The organism is Sphaerisporangium sp. NPDC088356, assembly GCF_040685555.1.
In the GTDB taxonomy this organism is placed as follows: domain Bacteria; phylum Actinomycetota; class Actinomycetes; order Streptosporangiales; family Streptosporangiaceae; genus Sphaerisporangium.
Genome location: NZ_JBFBIK010000026.1, coordinates 1 through 16,987 on the forward strand (window position 1 = coordinate 1; position 16,987 = coordinate 16,987).

Consider the following 16,987-nt stretch of genomic DNA (forward strand, 5'->3'; position numbering starts at 1 on the left):
AACGATCAGGATCCTACATGTAGTGGACGCTGCCGCAACAACCCCTACAGGTTGTTGCCGTGATCGCCGCGTGGGGCACGGGCCCGATGAAGGAAGAGCACTGGGCCACGCTGGTCAGGGCGCGTGCCATCGAGAACACCATGTGGACGGTCGCCGTCGGGCAGGCGCCGAACCCCGAGGCCAGGGACGGCTTCGGGATCGGCAGGAGCATGCTCGTCGACCCGATTGGAGTGGTTCGTGCCGATCTGGGCCCCGCGGGCGCGATCCAGGTCGTCGAGATCGACCCGGCCGAGACCGAGCGCGTACGCGCCACGCTTCCCTCCCTGGAGCACCGGCGCCAAGATATTTATCGCGCCATGCCGAACGCCGAGGTGCGGGAATCGTAAAATGCGGGATGTGAGCGAGCCGGCACGAAGTACTCAGATGCAAAAGGTCATTCCGCCTCGCCTGCTGGTGCCCTATCTCGCGGGCCAGCGCACGATCATCTCCGGCTACGTCTACCGCGTCCAGGACTGCTCACGGCTGACCAGCCCGGAGCAGATCGTCTCGGCGCTCGACCTCTCCTTCGAGGGCTCAGAGCTCACGCCCTCGGTCCCCGAGCTGTACATTCTCCGGTGGCAGGTGCGCGACACCGACAACTACGTCGTCCCCTACGGCCCCCATATGGGCGGAGATTGGAACGATTCGCCGCCCTTCGCGGGCAACGGGTTCACCACCTCCCGCCAGCACGTCGTCCCCCAGTTCCACACCACCCCGATGCCCATCCCGGCGGGAGCGGAGATCCAGCACGTGACCACGCGCGGTCAGCGGCGGTTCGCCGAGTACGACGGGCTCACCTGGCGGCGCGCGGCATGAGCGACATCGAACCCGTGGGCCTGGGCTTCATCGCCCACCAGCACGAGCAGACCTACGCCGCCGCCCTCGGGCCGGGCCCCGACGACGTCATCCTGTTCAGCGAGGACTCCAGGGAGGGGTTCGCCCAGGTCGGGAGCTACTGGCGGCGGCAGGTCCGGCGCGGCGACCTCGAGTGGCTCGTCCTGCTTCGCACGGTGGGCGCGTTCGGCGGGGAGCCCTGCGTGGTGCTCGACGAGGACGACGACGGGCTGCACATCGCCTACACCGGCCACAGCGGCCTCAAGGCCGAGGCTCTCGGCTACTGGATGGTCGACCACGGGGCGTACGAAGTGGTCGTGCCGCACGACGAGGTGCACTCCATCCGCGTCGAGCGGATTCCGATCCCCTGTCAACCGACCCAGGGCGCGAGTGTCTCTGGAGTTTGACTTCCTCCCGGCGACCTTCGCTTTGGCCTTGGCCCGGTTGGCGCTGCCGCGCCGCTTGCGAGCCATGCGCCGCTGGTAACGGGCCAGATTCCTCGCTCTGCGTTCCAGGTGGCGCGGGTTGGCGATCTTCTCGCCAGTGGACAGGACGGCGAAGTCCTTGACACCCAGGTCGACGCCGACAGCCGAACCGGTGGCCGGGGCCCGCTCGGGCTCGACGGCGGTCTGGATGGTGAAGGAGGCGTACCAGCGGCCGTCCGCCTCGCGGGAGACGGTCACCGTCGAGGGGGCCAGCGTGGCGAGGTCGATGCCGGGCCAGGACCATACGAACTCGACCGGCGAGTCCATCTTGGCCAGGTGCAGCCGCCCGTCCTTCCAGCGGAACGCCGACCGGGTGTAGGTGGCCGACTGTCTGCCGTGCCGGGACTTGAAACGGGGGTAGCGGGCGCGTCCGGCGAAGAAGTTCACAAACGCCGTGTACTGGTGCCGCAACGTCTGCTGCAACGGCACGCAGGAGGCATCGAACAGGAACGCGAACTGCGGGTCGCGCTTCAGCTCGGTCAGGTACCGGTCGGTGTGCGCGTAGGACGTCTTGGCCCCGCCGGCTTGGTAGCGGGCCTGCCGCCACGCAAGGACACGGTTCCACACCAGGCGCACGCACCCGAACGTGCGGTTCAGCACCGCAGCTTGTTCGGGGGTGGGGTAGACCCGCACCTTGTATGCCGTATGCATGTTCGTATTTTGCTGCACGGCACACAGATTCCTCAGCGAAACGAGAAGGCCATGAATGCTTGGCACTCCAGGCCGTCCCGGCTCCGCCGGGACGGCCCTGACGGGGTCCGGATTTCTCCCGGCCCTAAAAGACCGGGCTTCCTCCGGAGCTTTCGGTGACCGAAGCTCAAATCCTTTCCGCAAGCGACCCGCCTTCGCCGAGATCTTCCCCGCGCGGTGCTGGCCGGGCTGCTCGGCGCGGACGACCCGGAGGACATCGTGCAGGAGGCCTCCGCGCGCCTGCATCTGAGACAGGCGCGACTAGGCGATGACGCCGCGGCCGTGCCGTACCTCTGATCGACCGTCTGCAACCTGACCCGCAACCGGATACGGCACCTACGGATCGTGCGGCTGCGCAGGCCCGAGCCGCCTCCCCCCGAGGTCAGCGGCAGCAGGCCTTCCTGGTGGCCGAACGGCACCGCCACCTGCTCGAAGCGGTCGAACGGCTGCCACGGCGGCAGCGAGAGGCCCTTGAGCTCAACACGGGTGACGCCCGTGGGACCGGTAATGCACCTGTACGGAGGCGTGACGGCGGAAGTCACGTCAACAGCTCCTTCCGAATAATCGTCTGGCTCTCTTCCGGCCTGGTCAGCCTGTGACACCGAGGTGACGGTAGCGGGCGAGGCGGGTGGTCAGGCGGTCTTCGGGCGGGCGTCGCATCAGGCCGATGATCTCGTATTCGAGGGTCCTGGCCACCCGCTCGCAGAAGGCCTCGGGCTCGTAGGCGGCGTCGGGTAGCTCGGGGATGATGCGGTCGACGATGCCGTCCCGCTTGAGGTCCGTCGCCCGCACTCTCTGGGTCTTGGCGATCTCGGGGGCGAAGTCGATGGTGCGGTACAGGATCGCCGACGCGCCCTCGGGCGGGAGCGGGGACAGCCAGCCGTGCTGGGCGCAGAGCACCCGGTCGGCGGGCAGCAGGGCCAGGGCGGCCCCGCCCGCTCCCTCCCCGAGGAGGAGGCAGACGGTGGGCGCGTCCAGCATCACGAGGTCGGCGAGGGAACGGGCGATCTCGGCGGCCAGCCCGCCCTCCTCCGCCGCCTTCGACAGCGCCGCCCCCGCCGTGTCGATCACGGTGACCAGCGGCAGGCCCAGCTCAGAGGCCAGGTGCATGCCCCGGCGGGCCACCCGTAGCCCGGCGGGGCCGAGATGGCGGCCCGCGCTCTGCTGGCGCCGGTCCTGGCCGAGCACGACGGCGGGAGCCGTGCCGAACCTGGCGAGGGCGAGCAGCAGGCCGGGGTCGTTCTCGCCCACGCCCGTGCCGTTCAGCGGGGTGACGTCGGAGGCGCCCAGCTTGAGCAGGGCCCGCACCCCGGGCCGGTCGTCGCGCCGGGACCGGCTGATCGCCTCCCAGGCCTCCACGGCGACGGCCCGCTCCTCGGGCTCCGGCCCCGGCGTGAGCCCCTCCCCGCGCTCCCCGATCTCCTTGGGCGCGCAGAGGACCGACAGGGCACGGATCGCGATCGCGCGGGCGTTCTCGGCCGACACCACGGCGTCGACGAGGCCGTGCTTGAAAAGGTTCTCCGCGACCTGCACGTCCTGCGGGAAGGGATATCCGTACAGGGACTCGAAGACCCTCGGGCCGAGGAAGCCGATCAGCGCGCCCGGCTCGGCGGCGGTGACGTGCCCGAGCGACCCCCACGACGCGAACACCCCGCCGGTCGTGGGGTGGCGGAGATAGACGATGTACGGCAGGCCGGCGGCCCGGTGGGCCGAGACGGCGGCACTGATCTTGATCATCTGGACGAAGGCGAGCGCGCCCTCCTGCATCCGGGTGCCGCCCGAGGCCGGGGCGGCGAGCAGCGGCAGCCCCTCGGCCGTCGCCCGCTCGGCGGCGCGTACCAGCCGCTCGGCGGCGGCCACCCCGATCGACCCGGCGAGGAAGGAGAACTCGCAGGCCATGACCGCCACACGGCGCCCGCCGAGCAGCCCCTCCCCGGTCACCACCGACTCGTCGTACCCGGTCTTCGCGCGCGCGAAGGCCAGTTCCTCGGCGTACGGGGAGCCGGGCGGCGCGGGGTCCGCGGTCGGCTCGTCCCACGGCTTCCAGGAACCGGGGTCAAGGACGGTGCGGATGAGGGTGTTGGCGTCCGGCCGGCTCGGGCTCATCGGCTCCCTCCGCCGTTCCCTGTGCACCCGGCCTTCCGCGTCCAGGTGTTCGGCAGTGACCTCATCACCGGCCGGATCACGCTTCCCGCTTCGCCAGCCAGTCGAGCACGGCCTGGTTGTCCTGGCCGAGCGCGGGCGGGGCGAGGTGCTCGGCGGGCGGCTCGCCGTCGAACCTGAGCGGCGAGCCCGGCAGCTCGATGACGCCGAGCTCTGGATGGTCGACCGTGACGACGAGGTCCTGCGAGCGGGTCTGGTCCCAGGCGTAGACCTCGTCCAGCGTGCGGATGGCTCCCGCCGGGATGCCCTCGCCGGCGAGCGCGGCCAGCCAGTGGGCCCGGTCATGGGAGGCCAGCGCCTTCTCGATGTCGGCGATCAGCTCGTCGCGGTGCGTGAACCTCTCCCTGTTGACGGCGTACTTCGGGGTGGCCGGGTCGATGCCGAGGAGCGCGGCGAGCTTGCGCCACTGCACGTCGTTGGCGACCGCGATCTGGATCATCCCGTCGGCGCAGCGGAACGCCCCGTACGGCGCGATGGAGGCGTGGTGGTTGCCACCCGCCCCCGGCACCTTGCCGCCGACCGTCCACGCCGTCCCGTGGTAGGAATGCACGCCCACGACCGAGGCGAGCAGTGACGTGCGCACGACCTTCCCCCTGCCGGTGCGCTCCCGCTCGTACAGCGCGGCCAGCACGCCGTAGGCGCCGTGGATGCCCGCGAGCAGGTCGGCGATCGAGGCGCCGACGCGGTACGGCTCGGCGGGCGACGGGCCGGTGAGGCTCATCAGGCCGGCCTCGCCCTGCGCGATCTGGTCGTACCCGGGACGGCCGCCCTCGGGGCCGTCGTGGCCGAAGCCAGTGATGGACAGGATCACCAGGCGCGGGTTGAGCTCGTGGAGTCGCTCCACCGGGAAGCCCAGCCGGTCGAGTACGCCGGTACGGAAGTTCTCGACGAGCACGTCGCTCTGCCTGATCAGCCGGGTGAGGAGCTCGGTGCCCTCCTCGGACTTGAGATCGAGCGTGAGGGAACGCTTGTTGCGATTGGCCGACAGGAAGTACGTGGAGATATCGCCCGAGGGGCCGACGAAGGGCGGGCCCCAGCCACGCGACTCGTCCCCGCCGTCGGGGTGTTCCACCTTGATCACCGTGGCGCCCAGGTCGCCGAGCATCTGCGCTCCGTGCGGCCCGGCCAGAGCTCGGGACAGATCTAGGACGACGATGTCACTGAGAGGTCCCTGCAAGGTCAGCCTCCACGGGGGTCGGGGGGAGATCCACGTTCCGGTGTCACCGGCAAGCCTGCCAGGTCTCACCACCCGCCCGACACCCCAGGTCGCTCCCCGATTCCGCCCGGCGCTCGCCCCGTGGTGCGGGTCACGGCGTCCCCCATCACGATCACCGTTCGTCCACACCGGCGCCGGGCGGCCCGAGGCCGTACGGACCGGGACGCCTGAGCGGACGTCCAGGACGCTCGCGTACGTCCTGGACCCCCGGCAACCGGCTGAGTCCTCGGGACGTCCCCCGCACGGGAACGCCCTGGGCTGTGCTGCCTGTGACTATCTGTGCGTCTTACGCCCACGCCACTTGTCCATGTACTCGCGCAGCTTGCGCTGGTTGTTCGGATCGCGGGCCATCGTCTTCGCCTTCTCGACCCGCTCCTGAGCCTTCGGGCTGCGCAGGTACTCCTTGATACGGTCCACCATCGATGCCATCTCTTCACCACCGTCTGCTCGGTCACCGTTTCCAATGAACGGCTACCCACGACGACCCTCGCCAATCACGCATTGTGCTCAGTAGCTGCAAAAACAGGACAACCAGTGACGGAACCACGACGAATCCGCGATAGCGGCGTGACGATTCCCGGCACGGGCCGCCCACCAGGACGTGGGCTAGGTTGGTGGCCCGCCAGGTCGTCGGAGGGGGCGAGAACGCATGGGGGCACAGTCCGCGTCGTCCGTGGCGTCGGGGAGTGCGCGCTGACCGGCACCGCCGGGCCGTCCAGGGCCAGGGTCATGGAACGGGTCAGGCGGCTGCTGGACCTGGCGGAGCACCCCAACACCGGCGAGGAGGAGGCCGCGCTCGCCTCCGCGCACGCGGCGGCCCTGATGCTCAGGCACGGCCTGGACGCGTCCGCCGTCAGACGAGGATCCGCCGGCCGCGCGGAGACCATCGACGGCATCGAGTTCGAGGTGTCGAACCGCGGCGGGCACGCCCGGGAACGCTGCTGGGCCCTCCACCTCGTCTGCGACGCGCTCGGATGCAAGGGCGCGCAACGCTGGACCGGCGTCAAGGGCCGAGGCATCCGCGGCGCCAGGCACGTCACCATGACGGTCGTCGGGCCCGAGGCCGTCCTTGACAGCCTGCGCGTGCTCCTGCCCTCCATCAGCCTGCAGATGGAGAACCAGGTCAGACCCGCTCTCCGCCGGTTCACCGCGTCCGAACTGGACGCGGTGACGGCCAAGGACCAGCGCGCCCGCGCCGCCGCCGACTTCCGCCGGGCCTTCTACGTCGGCTTCGGCTCCGGCGTCTCCGCCAAGCTGCGCGACCGGGTGGCCGAGGTGGCCGAGCAGGTCGCGGGCACGGGAGCGGAGCTCGTGCTCCTGGACCGCACGACCCTGGTGCGGGCCGAGTTCGACCGCCGCTTCCCCGGCCTCAGGCCGGCCCGCGCCACCGCGCTCGACCGCGACGGGTACGACAGCGGACGCGAGGCGGGCCGCCGCGCCGACTTCAGCGACCGCAACCTCGACGGTCTCACGTCCGGCGAGCTCACCACGTGAACGGGACCTCGGCGGCCTCGCGACCGGTGAGAAGGACCCTGGCGGCCTCGCGGCGGGCGAACTGACCACGTGAACGGGACCTCGGCGGCCTCGCGGCGGGCGGACTGACCACGTGAAGGGGACCCATGGGCACCGGCGCCCATGGGTCCCCGGCTCAGCTATCAGAAGGTGGAGACGTTGAGCAGCTTCTCCTTGATGCCATCGGGGTCGCCGGCGTTGTTCCAGTTGGTGGTGCCCGCCGCCTGGAGCGCGGCCTTCACCGCCGCCGGGGTCGCCGTCGGGTGCGTGGCCTTGTAGAGGGCCGCTCCGCCCGCGACGTGCGGGCTGGCCATCGAGGTGCCCGAGATGGTGTTGGTGCCGCTGCCCGTCCAGGTGGACAGGATGCACACCCCGGGAGCGATGAGGTCCACGTCGGCGCCGTAGTTCGAGAAGTCGGCGAGCGTGTCGTCGACGTCACTGCGGCAGGTGGCCGCCGCCCCGCCACCGGGAAGCCCGTTGAAGTCCGCGAGCGCGCTGACCGTGACGACCTCGTCATAGGCGGCCGGGACGTGGTTGGCCGCGTTGTCGGTCTCGTTGCCGGCCGCCACCACGAACGTCACGCCCGCCGCGACGGCGGCGCAAATAGCGCGGTGCATGGCGTCAGCGTTGGTGTTGCCGCAGTTGCCGTCGTCGGCTCCGAGGCCCCCGAGGCTCATGTTCGCGACCTCGATCTCGGAGGCGTGGGCGGTGACGTAGTCGATGCCGCAGATCACCTGCGACCAGCTGCCGCTGCCGCTGGCGTTCAGCACGCGCACCGGCCACAGCCGGGCACCGGGCGCCACCCCGACGACGGTGCTGGTGTTGTCGAGCGCGCCGATCGTGCCCGCCACGTGCGTCCCGTGGCCGTTGCCGTCATTCGCGCTGGTGCCGTTGTTGCAGTTCTTGGCACCCGCCGTGTAGACGTTCAGGTCGGGGTGGGTGAGCTGGATACCGGTGTCGATGATCGCGACGTCGACGTTGACGCGCGTGTCCACGCCGTTGATGGCGGCGGTGGGGCTGAGCTCGGCATCGGCCCGGTTGACTCCCGTGGGGAGCGTCTGGGCGTCGATCGACACCACGCCGTCGGGCTGTACGAACTGCACCTGCGGGTCGCGGGCGAGGTCTGCCGCAGCGGCGGCGGTCATCCTCGCCGAGTAGCCGCGCAGCGCGTGACTGTAGACGTTCTTGAGGGTGGCGCCCTTGGACCGCGCCTGGGTGTTGGCGACGGCCGAGGGATCGGCTCCGTCTCGCAGCACGACGATGTAGTCGCCGGTGGGCGCGAGGGTGGCGGCGGCCGAGGCCGTGGCCGGGCTCACCGCCATGACGAGGGAACCTGCGAAGAGGATGGTGAGGAGCGTTTTGCGCACGGGGGGATCCTCCACTCTGCGGTCCGGTTTGGACCAGCAAAGTTGACATTGACCACCCCAATCAAACCTTTCCAGCCCAAAACCGGATTTGTAACATGAATTTGACATTAGTTATTTAGGTTGTCAGATTTCCCTTAAAAGGGGCAGATCCGTTGATAAATCACTTGATCCGGTCGTTCGTAGCGATGGATACGCAGGGCCGCCCCTCACCACCACACGCGGGCCAACGAGCCATCCGGAACCGGCCTTGACAGTCACGGGAGTGGGAGCAAGGGACCTCCCCGGACAGCCTCTCGACCGCACGTCAGTACGGCCCGGCCAACCGGTTTACCCCGCTTCCCCTTCTTGGACGAGAGGCTCGGTTAGGTTCGCAATTGGCGACCGGGGCGGACCAACCCGCCACCTGGCCGCGAACGAGCCTGACCGGACCCGAGGCGCACCTGGCCGGACCGAGCTGCCCCTCAAGATCTCCACCGCTTGCGACACGGCGACGACGCCAACTCGACCCCTGGGCGCCGTGTCACGACCCCATCCGAACACCACCGACAGCCGCGTTGCCGACTTAACGTCACCGGGTGAACCCCAGATGCGGCGGCCCGACTCCTTCGGAGTCCTTCGCCGCCATCCAGCGCATCCGATACACCGTGTGGTCCGTCGGACTCTCCCTGATGCTACTGGCCACCAGCGTCCAACCATGGATCCGCTCCGATGAACCGACCACCGGCACCGTGCTCTCGCTGTGGGACCTGCCTGCCTCCGATATCCAGATCATCAGCGAGAACGGCACCAGCGCTCTCGGCATGCTGATGCTGGCCCTCTCCCTCGCCACACTCACGGCGCTCAACCCCGTACGCCCGCTGATCTTGGGCACTCTGCTGTCAGCGATCCTGAGCTTCCTCAATCTCATGTGGCTCCATCAGGCCCTCCCCCGACCGCACAGCCGCTTCCCCTGGAGCACGGCCTGGGTCACACAGGGATCCGCCGCGACCGCCGCGACCGCGGAGACGCTCGCGCTCATAATCGGCCTGGCGCTGGTGGCCGTGGCCGACTCGTCGGACGAGCGGGACGTCATCCTGCAGACGTCGCCGGACCCCGCAGAACGATCTGGAACCTCCGTGTGGTCTCCCTACCCCACCCGCAGACTCGCCCACGCGACCCGGGGAATGGCCCTCGTCCTCCTGCTCTTCTTCGCGGGCTCCCTGCCGTGGATGCGCTTCCACCATCACTTCCGCGACGGGAGCGACACGATCAGGCACCTGTCCCTGTGGGACCTGTCCGACTCGTCCATCAGTGACGAGGTGACCACGGCCGGCCAGGTGACCCTCACCCTGCTGGTCGCTTCATGCCTGCTGGTCTTACTGGCCGCCGCCGAGCCCCACCGCATGGTCGCCGCCTGCGGCGCCCTGTCGCTCTGTCTCACCGTCGCGTCGGTCTTCCGGCTCTGCTTCGTGGCCACCGACCTCCACCGCCGGTACCCAGCGGTCGAGTTGACCACGCTCCCCGGCCTGGTCGCCGCGATCGTCCTGCTCCTGGTATCCACGACCGCCCTCGCAGGGCCGCCGCTGTGCCGAAGGCTGCGAACAATCGCCAGACGCCCTTAGGCGGAACGCCACCCGGTTTGACACACTCCCTCTCCACGCGTCGCCGGCTGCGTTAGGTTTGTGGTCCGGCAACTGGGGCGTCGGAGGGGGCGTGAGCTCGTGACCACTGTGCCACCGGGGACGGGACCGCTGTCCCCGGAGTTCACGGGGATCGATCCAGGGTTGATGGACGGCTTCATCACCGAGATGGAGCACGCCCGTGGCGTCATCGGCGAACGCACCGAAGCCATCCGCCGGGTCTTCGCCGCCGAAGGCGTATCCGCCGCGTCCCTCGACCCCATCGCCGAGGTCGAACACTGGATCGACGAACGCCTCCCCGACCTGCGCCGCCGTACCCAAATAGCCCGGAACACGGCCAAGCTGCCCGACTGGTCTCCCGGATCGGCGAACGGCCTGAGGTCGTACGAAGAGAACGAAGTTCTTCCCGCTGCGGAGGCACGCCGTCTCGGCGCGGAATTGGCCTCCAAATACAAGAAGATGAACTCCGGCCTCTTGTCGTCCCTCAGCCGGGACCAGAGCTACCAGGAGATCGTCGACACGCTTGCCGCACATGTCAACGATCCCGAATACACGGCCGCGTTCTTCGCGGCCCTCGGGCGACAGGGCACGCTCGACCTTCCGGCGACCCTGCGACACAACCTCGCACCGCCCGGCGAGTCGACCCTCGCGCCACCGCGGCCCAACGACGAGGCTTTGCGCACCGTCAGCCAGGCCCTCGGCACGGCCGTCTCGGCGGGTTCCCACGTACCCGGGTTCTCCCAAATCAAAGACTCGCTGATGAGCACCACCATGTCCGGTCCCGATAGGTTCAATGCTGGCCTCCTGTTGAGCGCGGGATCATTCCCCGCGAAGTGGCTCGCTCAGGTGGCGGTGGCGCAAGGCCTTGGAACGCCAGGCAAGGTGAACGCGGGGCTTCTTTCCGCCTTAGGAAACAACCCGAACGCAGCACGCCTGGCCCTCAGTGCCGTTACAGGACAAGACCAGTCAAAGCTCATCAGCCTCCTCAAAGACTTGACTGCTCACACCAGCGGAACGGCCTCGATCGCCGGTGAAGCCGACGCCTTCGGGCGCATGCTGGCTGCCGCCTCTGGCGCCTACGACGAGAAGGACGGCAAGCACAGCAAGGACGCGGCCGCATTCGCCTTCACGGTCATAACGACGCTCGGCCACCTATCTATCGGTCAAGAGACCCGGATACACCTCGCGGAGATCGCGGGCGCTTACGCGACCGAGATCACCGAAGGCGCCGACCTCGGAGACGCCAACCATGTGCTCCCCGGCGCCTTCGGTGATGTGAAATCTCGAATCGCTGGGCTCAATCCCAAATTCCGCCTGAGCCCCGAGGACACGTATCGTTTCATCAAGACCTTCTCCGACACCCTGGACCACCAAATTCCCTTCCAAGCGGGAATTGACGTCCTTACGAACCGCCTGGTCGGCCATGGCGTACCGGACATGTTAAAAACCAAGGACCCCACAAGACTCGACGACGTGTTCGCCGCCCTGGGCAACGTCAGCGGCCTCCAGTTGGCGGCCCAGGAAAAACTGGGCAGGGCCAAAGACGACGCAGCCGAAGCATCCAGCAAGGTCACCAGTTGGCTGATCGGCACCGGAATGGGCGTCGCCGGCCTGACCCCGCTCCTCGAGCCTTTCCCACTGACCTGGACAGCCCTGAGCACCGCCGAAGCATATGGCGATACCTTCAAGGCGGACAAAGAAACCGAGGTCGACAAGATTCGCACAGCCGATGACGAACAGACCCTCGGCCGCCAACACGCCATCGCACAGGCCCTGATGAACGCGGGCTTCACCCCCAAGATCTCTCCCCATGAGTACCAGGCAACCCATCCGTCCACTGTCCCCATCAGCGACAGCGACAGCGACAGCGACAGCAGGCTCCGCCCCTTCGCCGACATCCTCAAATCCGGCAACGACGGCCTCAACGCCCTCGACCGTTGGTTCATAGAAAACGGAATCGGCGGCCAAGATGACTTCACTCTCGGAAAGATCTCCGAAAGGCTTGCCGACCGCTATATCGGTCAAAAATTTGTTGCCTTGCCACGGGCCCATCTTTACGAAAACTAGATCGTCAATCAAATACCGGCAAACACTCCGTTTGACCCGTGACTACATACAAAGAGTTACCAGGAGAGTTGAACACCAGAGCTGTCCTCGTCGTACTATTAACTACACGAATCGGCGCTCCTGGAGCACCAGCAGAAACCACCTCATATTTCGCTACCCGGCTCAACGCACCGACCAATAACGTATTTAGAGCCTCGGGATCGCTACTTCCTGCCGAGTCTCGCCCAGTGGCCGCAAAGGTTCGCTTAGCCTTTCCCTCTCCACAGGGAATATCATTTCCACCTGCATCAGTGACCTTCACATCCGCTGCCGAGCGTTCCTTCAACAGTTGGAGAATATGAATTTTCAACGTTTGACCGGCTTGGGCTGCGGTGGGGCCTTTGTCGGATGTGCAGGCGGTTAAGGCCAAGGGCGCCAGTAGTACGAGGATGGCGAACTTACGGCGGAGCTTTACGGGACTGGACAGGACGAGCATCGTTTTCGCCTCCACGTCTGGCCGGAAACCGGTCGAGCCCACATAATCTCAGTGAGAACCCCTGCGCCACCTAGTATCTACACTTTCATCGATCCTTCCACCGCAGCGGGAGCCAGGGTTGCCCCTTGACGACGATCTGGTACCGAACCCGAAGTACCGGGATCTGGAGACCGCGCTCGCCGCCGTGCGTGCGCACATCCACGTGCTGGAGACCGCCCTCGATCCCGTCTGCGCGCAGTTCGGCGGCCAGGCAGTATGGGTGGGGCCGACCGCGCGGGCCTTCGGAGAAGAATTGAACGGCCGGAGAGCACGGATCAGAACAGCGGCGCAGCACGTCCTCGCCGAGCTTGAGGCCGAGTTGCGTGCCACGCCCACCAAGATCTCCCGAGCGGCGGCGTCCAGCATGAGTGGTTGGGGCTGACCTATCGCGTTCGCCACGGGTATGGACCGCCAGCCACCTCGGCGTACTCGGCGGAGCGGCAGGGATGCCACATCGAGTTCGTTTACTGCGTTCCGGACTGGTAAGTGCCGGCTTTCGAACCCGTTTGCATCTCATCCCACTCGGGATTCGGTTCCCATTCACTTCGACCGCACCGCCCTTCGACGCACCTGTAGCACGACAGGTCGCGCGGACGGAGCGGCCAACCCGGGCGAACTGCTCCGCATGATCTTTGAGAGGCCCAACCTGACTGACCGAAGCGCACGGACTGGACCGGTACACGAGATCAGCGGATACCTCGAGCCAGCCGGGGGCAACGGGGGCACGCTATGGGAGTCACTCCGTGCGGTTATTCAGTGCCCCCAACGACGTTTGGTCCTCAGCGCGGGTGGTGAGGGGATTGAGATACCGGGTCAGGTTCTCAAAGGCGACATGGTCTGGAGTATTGCCGGGTCCGGTGCCCGTATAGCGGCCAGCGCTTCCCGCCAGTCGGCGCTCGCCGCCCCTGTAGGAGTAAGCAAAGCGTCGAAGTCGTGCGCCCGTACCACCACGGTGATGCTGTGCCCAGCGGGAGGCGCCTCCTGGATGGCGTCGGTGGCGAAGCGACAGGCCTCCTCGATCTCCCCAGCCTTGGCCAGAGCGCATGCGTAGGCGAAACGCACAAGCGCAGGATCGTTGGAAGCACCGTTGTCGTACGAGGCGAGCGCGCGACTTACGGCCTCCGCCGTGCCGTTCAGGTCACCGAGATCTGCTCGGCCACGTGCCTCGTAGAAAGTATGCCTTTCGGGTTGGAACGACAGGATGCCCGGCTGAAGCTCGTCGGCCGAGCATCGTTCCAAGGTGTTGCGGGACCTGCTGATAGCTCGTTCGAAGGCGGTCCGATCGCCGAGGGATGCGTAAGCCAATGCGGCGAGTCCCCACATCCACGCGATGGCGGGAGTGGCACCCACCGCGTGCTCCAGCCTCGCGGTGACGGTAGCGAGGACGGAGCGTGGGTCCGCCGAATATGTCGGCATGAGCGCAGCACTGGTCAGCGCGAGGTCACCGAGGTGGAGGTCTCCTGCCTCGTCCGCTGCCCGCCTCGCAGCGGCGTACCAGCGTCGAGCCAGCGGAAAGTGATTGGCGCAGAACATGATCTCGCCGACGACGATGGAGAGCTTGGCTCCTACTCGCGTCAGCCGACGCTGCGCCTCGGTGGGCTGCCTGTAGGCGAGCAACTCCCTAATGCTTGCCAAATGAAGGAGCGCTTCCGGCAGTACCGACGGCGGTGGAACCTTCTGGCCGAGTCGGGCGGCTTCGTACTCCAGGAAGTGCAGCCGAGCTTCGCCGACGTTACTGAAGTCGAGTGCCTGCTCGAACAGGTCAGGGCCTCGCCAGATGCTCTCGCTGAGGCCGATGGCCAAGGTGGTCGCGCCGAGTTGGAATACTTCTCGTCGTTTCGTGGCCGCCTCCCGAGGGTCGGAGCGCATGTCGTGAACGCCGGATCCCTTTCCTACAGGGTCGTACGGCGCGAGGAGTTCCGCAACGGTGTGGCCGGGGAACATTCGCTCCAGGACACGGCAATGGTCGGCGTGTGGTTTGGTCTTGAGGTGGCCTTTCAACCATCGGCCGTACGCTTCCCTGCTCGGAGACGACCCGATCAGATTCCGATCGATGCTGCGGGCCACCTTGTCGTACTCCAGGCAGAACGCCCGATGCGTCTCCTGGTGCCGCTTCGTCAGCAACACCTTCAGCAAGGTCTGCCGGCCAGACATGAGCGACACCCACCCTTTGCTATCAATCGACTACTATGAGTCACGCCTACTCAGGGTAAAGCTTCTCGCCACCGCGTTCGCCTTCTTTTATACGACGACACAGATAAGACACACCGGCGACAGCTCGATGACCTGTCATTGCGGACCGAAGCGACAACCGTCGGCCTTCGCAAGACGGGTCAGACGCTCTACAGGACGTTTCAGGATTGGTCGCCGCATCCGTCAATGGGGGATCTCGGGGTGGAGCGGTCGATCACCCAGGCGGCCCGGCCGATCCGGAAACCCAGCAGACCCAGACCTTGCTGGAGAATCTGGAGCAGCTTTACCACTGACGCAACCCGCCCCGACCTAGGCATACCCTCCATGGCGGTCTCTCGCCGTCCCCTCCATGGCGGTCTCTCGCCGTCCGGGCTCGTCCATGGCCGTTGTCACCCAGATATCATTCACTGGCCGGACTTTCCGTGATCGGTGTGCCTCTAAGATCACGATCGTGTTGAGCCGGATGTGGGCTGCTGTCAGTGCCGGGACGCTGCCCTGTGTCGATCATGGAGCTGTTGGCGGTCGTGTTCCCGCACCTTGCCGCCGTTCGTGTCGAGCGGGTGCATCGGGTGGGCGCCACCGTACGAGTAAAGGCCGCAACGACGGAGCCGACGAGCGAATGTCCAGCTTGCGGATGCGAGTCGGCGCGGGTCCGTAGCCGCTATGAGCGGTGCCTGTCGGATCTGCCGGTGGCCGGGCAGGAGGTGCTGCTCCAGATGCGGGTGCGCCGCTTCTTCTGCGACAACACCGCCTGTGCCAAGCGGACCTTCGCCGAGCAGATTCCCGGCCTGACCAGCAGGCATGGCCCGTGCGCAGCAGGGCTGCCGTCGATGCTGCGGACGGTGGCGCTGGCTCTGGGGGGCCGCCCTGGTGGCCGTCATACCGCCCGTCTGGCCTGTGCGGTGGGCCGCTCGACGCTGCTGCGGCTGTCGCGGAGCATGCCGGACCCACAGGTGGCGACCCCGCGAGTGCTGGGGGTCGATGAGTTCGCCTGGCGCAAGGGCCACACCTACGCGCCTCCTCCGGCGACTGGATGACCTACGCCGCCGACATCAGCCGCAGACCCGGTCAGGACGAACCGAGCGCGTCACCCAGCCGACCATTGGAAACGGAGACCCCGTGACCCTGCCGACCCGCATCGAGCGCGACCTGGTCGAGATCGTTCAGGCCAAGCATCCCGAAGACATGACGCCCGAGGCGACCCGCGAACTGGTCAACTGCTGGATGACCGTGGCCAACAACGGCGGAGCCGTCGGCTTCGCGTTTCCTCCAGTCGGCATCGACGATGTGAGCCCCGTCGCAGAACAGCTCATCGCAGACCTTGATCCCGAGTACAACCGGCTCCTGCTTGCCAAACTCGACGGTGTCCTCGCTGGATGGCTGAGCCTGAGTCGATACCGGGACCCGCTCGTTCCGCACTGGGGCATGGTCAAACGTGTCCAGACCCACCCCGACTTCCGCGGCCGCGGTATCGGCGCCACGTTGATGCAGCGTGTTCGTGAAGTCGCTCGTGACGAACTGGGCCTCGAACAACTCCGACTCGAAGCACGAGGCGAAGAAGGCCTCGAAGACTTCTACCGCCGACTCGGCTGGCAAGAGATCGGCCGATGGCCGGGCGCACTCCGCTTCGATCACGGCGACCGCGACGAGGTCCTCATGCTCCTGACACCACTGTGAGGCCCACACTCTCCGAGGCATTCGGACAGTTCTGATATCCGACGGTGCCGTTAGAAGGCGCGCAGCGCGGCGCTCCGCTGACTGTGCAGGTCGCCGACCGCCGGCATCTGCTCCACAACCTGTCCGGCGCGGTCCAGCGGGCCGTGTCCCGGCACCGCGCGCACCTGCGCGAACTGGCCACGCCCGAGGTCGCGGCACCTCTCGCCTTGCCGGAACCCGCCCGCGACCAAGGGGCCCGGCAGCCCGCACCAGAACGCGGCACGCCGAGATCCACCAGGCCCTCGCCCAAGGGATGACTATCACCCAGATCAGCCGTGAGCTGCGGCTCGATCGCAAGACCGTGCGCCGCTATGCCACGGCCGCCAGTGCCGACGAACTCATCAGCGAGGAGCGTGCACCACGCCGGATGATCCTAGATGCCTATCTTCCCTACTCTTCCCTACCTGCGCGAACGCCCGAAGCCGCCAAGGTGGAAGCTGCCGCCCCGCCTCTCAGCCGGCCTGTGGGAGGGAGCTGATCACCGACGAATCGATGCGGCTCCCACACCGGGAAGACTGACGTGCTACGGCACGGAAGGGACACGGGAGGGACAGGTCCACGACCTTTCGCGG

At 67.4% G+C, this 16,987-nt stretch carries 17 protein-coding genes; 10 read left to right on the forward strand and 7 right to left on the reverse strand.

Annotated elements, in window-relative coordinates; all coding sequences use genetic code 11:
• The first annotated feature begins 59 nt into the window (after nucleotides 1-59).
• Both AB0O34_RS12760 and AB0O34_RS12765 read left to right on the forward strand, forming a co-directional pair.
• On the forward strand, nucleotides 60-386 hold the full coding sequence (locus tag AB0O34_RS12760; protein ID WP_363915489.1) for a nitrilase-related carbon-nitrogen hydrolase: 327 nt from the start codon (nucleotides 60-62) through the stop codon (nucleotides 384-386).
• Between the two features lie 37 nt (nucleotides 387-423).
• Nucleotides 424-855 carry a hypothetical protein gene (locus AB0O34_RS12765; protein ID WP_363915490.1) on the forward strand — a complete coding sequence of 144 codons (432 nt, stop codon included), beginning with the start codon at nucleotides 424-426 and terminating at the stop codon, nucleotides 853-855.
• Here AB0O34_RS12765 and AB0O34_RS12770 read toward each other — a convergent pair.
• From AB0O34_RS12770 to AB0O34_RS12785, 4 genes are all read right to left on the reverse strand, one after another.
• A complete protein-coding gene (locus AB0O34_RS12770; protein ID WP_363915491.1) occupies nucleotides 804-2,009 on the reverse strand; it encodes an RNA-guided endonuclease TnpB family protein in 1,206 nt (401 codons plus the stop codon). The genes AB0O34_RS12765 and AB0O34_RS12770 overlap by 52 nt on opposite strands.
• Before the next feature lie 627 nt (nucleotides 2,010-2,636).
• Nucleotides 2,637-4,154 carry a carboxyl transferase domain-containing protein gene (locus AB0O34_RS12775; protein ID WP_363915492.1) on the reverse strand — a complete coding sequence of 506 codons (1,518 nt, stop codon included), beginning with the start codon at nucleotides 4,152-4,154 and terminating at the stop codon, nucleotides 2,637-2,639.
• Nucleotides 4,155-4,230: 76 nt separating this feature from the next.
• Nucleotides 4,231-5,388, reverse strand: a complete 1,158-nt coding sequence (locus AB0O34_RS12780) for a CoA transferase (protein ID WP_363915493.1) — start codon at nucleotides 5,386-5,388, stop codon at nucleotides 4,231-4,233.
• A gap of 312 nt (nucleotides 5,389-5,700) precedes the next feature.
• A complete protein-coding gene (locus tag AB0O34_RS12785; protein WP_363915494.1) occupies nucleotides 5,701-5,847 on the reverse strand; it encodes a hypothetical protein in 147 nt (48 codons plus the stop codon).
• A 309-nt stretch (nucleotides 5,848-6,156) separates the two neighbouring features.
• On the opposite strand from AB0O34_RS12785, the gene AB0O34_RS12790 reads away from it, so the two are divergent.
• Entirely contained in the window at nucleotides 6,157-6,921 is a 765-nt protein-coding gene (locus AB0O34_RS12790; protein ID WP_363915495.1) for a DUF2786 domain-containing protein, read from the forward strand.
• Between the two features lie 161 nt (nucleotides 6,922-7,082).
• Here the strand turns inward: AB0O34_RS12790 and AB0O34_RS12795 are convergent, their stop codons facing one another.
• Nucleotides 7,083-8,306, reverse strand: coding sequence for a S8 family serine peptidase (locus tag AB0O34_RS12795; protein ID WP_363915496.1), 1,224 nt, complete (start codon nucleotides 8,304-8,306; stop codon nucleotides 7,083-7,085).
• A gap of 575 nt (nucleotides 8,307-8,881) precedes the next feature.
• On the opposite strand from AB0O34_RS12795, the gene AB0O34_RS12800 reads away from it, so the two are divergent.
• Together AB0O34_RS12800 and AB0O34_RS12805 are read left to right on the forward strand one after the other, a co-directional pair.
• Complete coding sequence (locus AB0O34_RS12800) at nucleotides 8,882-9,907, forward strand: hypothetical protein (protein WP_363915497.1); 1,026 nt, start codon at nucleotides 8,882-8,884, stop codon at nucleotides 9,905-9,907.
• A gap of 165 nt (nucleotides 9,908-10,072) precedes the next feature.
• Complete coding sequence (locus tag AB0O34_RS12805; RefSeq protein WP_363915498.1) at nucleotides 10,073-11,992, forward strand: DUF6571 family protein; 1,920 nt, start codon at nucleotides 10,073-10,075, stop codon at nucleotides 11,990-11,992.
• A gap of 4 nt (nucleotides 11,993-11,996) precedes the next feature.
• Here AB0O34_RS12805 and AB0O34_RS12810 read toward each other — a convergent pair whose 3' ends face one another.
• Nucleotides 11,997-12,467 carry a hypothetical protein gene (locus AB0O34_RS12810; RefSeq protein WP_363915499.1) on the reverse strand — a complete coding sequence of 157 codons (471 nt, stop codon included), beginning with the start codon at nucleotides 12,465-12,467 and terminating at the stop codon, nucleotides 11,997-11,999.
• 118 nt (nucleotides 12,468-12,585) lie between these two features.
• Here AB0O34_RS12810 and AB0O34_RS12815 point away from each other — a divergent pair, with 118 nt between their 5' ends.
• Nucleotides 12,586-12,888, forward strand: coding sequence for a hypothetical protein (locus AB0O34_RS12815; RefSeq protein WP_363915500.1), 303 nt, complete (start codon nucleotides 12,586-12,588; stop codon nucleotides 12,886-12,888).
• A 431-nt stretch (nucleotides 12,889-13,319) separates the two neighbouring features.
• On the opposite strand, the gene AB0O34_RS12820 is transcribed toward AB0O34_RS12815, so the two are convergent.
• Nucleotides 13,320-14,660, reverse strand: coding sequence for a hypothetical protein (locus tag AB0O34_RS12820; RefSeq protein WP_363915501.1), 1,341 nt, complete (start codon nucleotides 14,658-14,660; stop codon nucleotides 13,320-13,322).
• Between the two features lie 545 nt (nucleotides 14,661-15,205).
• Between AB0O34_RS12820 and AB0O34_RS12825 the strand changes: the two genes are divergently transcribed.
• The 4 genes from AB0O34_RS12825 to AB0O34_RS12840 all read left to right on the forward strand — a co-directional run bounded on the left by AB0O34_RS12825 (nucleotide 15,206) and on the right by AB0O34_RS12840 (nucleotide 16,893).
• Nucleotides 15,206-15,736 carry a transposase family protein gene (locus AB0O34_RS12825; protein WP_363915545.1) on the forward strand — a complete coding sequence of 177 codons (531 nt, stop codon included), beginning with the start codon at nucleotides 15,206-15,208 and terminating at the stop codon, nucleotides 15,734-15,736.
• 82 nt (nucleotides 15,737-15,818) lie between these two features.
• Nucleotides 15,819-16,376: a GNAT family N-acetyltransferase gene (locus AB0O34_RS12830; RefSeq protein WP_363915502.1), complete on the forward strand. Its 558-nt coding sequence runs from the start codon at nucleotides 15,819-15,821 to the stop codon at nucleotides 16,374-16,376.
• A 44-nt stretch (nucleotides 16,377-16,420) separates the two neighbouring features.
• The gene (locus AB0O34_RS12835) at nucleotides 16,421-16,672 is read left to right on the forward strand and encodes a hypothetical protein (protein ID WP_363915503.1); all 252 of its coding nucleotides are present in this window, start codon (nucleotides 16,421-16,423) and stop codon (nucleotides 16,670-16,672) included.
• Nucleotides 16,669-16,893 carry a hypothetical protein gene (locus AB0O34_RS12840; protein WP_363915504.1) on the forward strand — a complete coding sequence of 75 codons (225 nt, stop codon included), beginning with the start codon at nucleotides 16,669-16,671 and terminating at the stop codon, nucleotides 16,891-16,893. The genes AB0O34_RS12835 and AB0O34_RS12840 overlap by 4 nt, the downstream gene beginning before the upstream one ends.
• Nucleotides 16,894-16,987: the final 94 nt, after the last annotated feature.

Bases quoted from the DNA above. Each gene is read 5' to 3' on its own strand.
- AB0O34_RS12770 (WP_363915491.1), bottom strand. From the start codon at position 2,009: ATGCATACGGCATACAAGGTGCGGGTCTACCCCACCCCCGAACAAGCT.
- AB0O34_RS12820 (WP_363915501.1), bottom strand. From the start codon at position 14,660: ATGTCTGGCCGGCAGACCTTGCTGAAGGTGTTGCTGACGAAGCGGCAC.
- AB0O34_RS12825 (WP_363915545.1), top strand. From the start codon at position 15,206: ATGGAGCTGTTGGCGGTCGTGTTCCCGCACCTTGCCGCCGTTCGTGTC.
- AB0O34_RS12840 (WP_363915504.1), top strand. From the start codon at position 16,669: ATGACTATCACCCAGATCAGCCGTGAGCTGCGGCTCGATCGCAAGACC.
- AB0O34_RS12790 (WP_363915495.1), top strand. From the start codon at position 6,157: ATGGAACGGGTCAGGCGGCTGCTGGACCTGGCGGAGCACCCCAACACC.
- AB0O34_RS12775 (WP_363915492.1), bottom strand. From the start codon at position 4,154: ATGAGCCCGAGCCGGCCGGACGCCAACACCCTCATCCGCACCGTCCTT.
- AB0O34_RS12765 (WP_363915490.1), top strand. From the start codon at position 424: ATGCAAAAGGTCATTCCGCCTCGCCTGCTGGTGCCCTATCTCGCGGGC.
- AB0O34_RS12810 (WP_363915499.1), bottom strand. From the start codon at position 12,467: ATGCTCGTCCTGTCCAGTCCCGTAAAGCTCCGCCGTAAGTTCGCCATC.
- AB0O34_RS12805 (WP_363915498.1), top strand. From the start codon at position 10,073: ATGGACGGCTTCATCACCGAGATGGAGCACGCCCGTGGCGTCATCGGC.
- AB0O34_RS12785 (WP_363915494.1), bottom strand. From the start codon at position 5,847: ATGGTGGACCGTATCAAGGAGTACCTGCGCAGCCCGAAGGCTCAGGAG.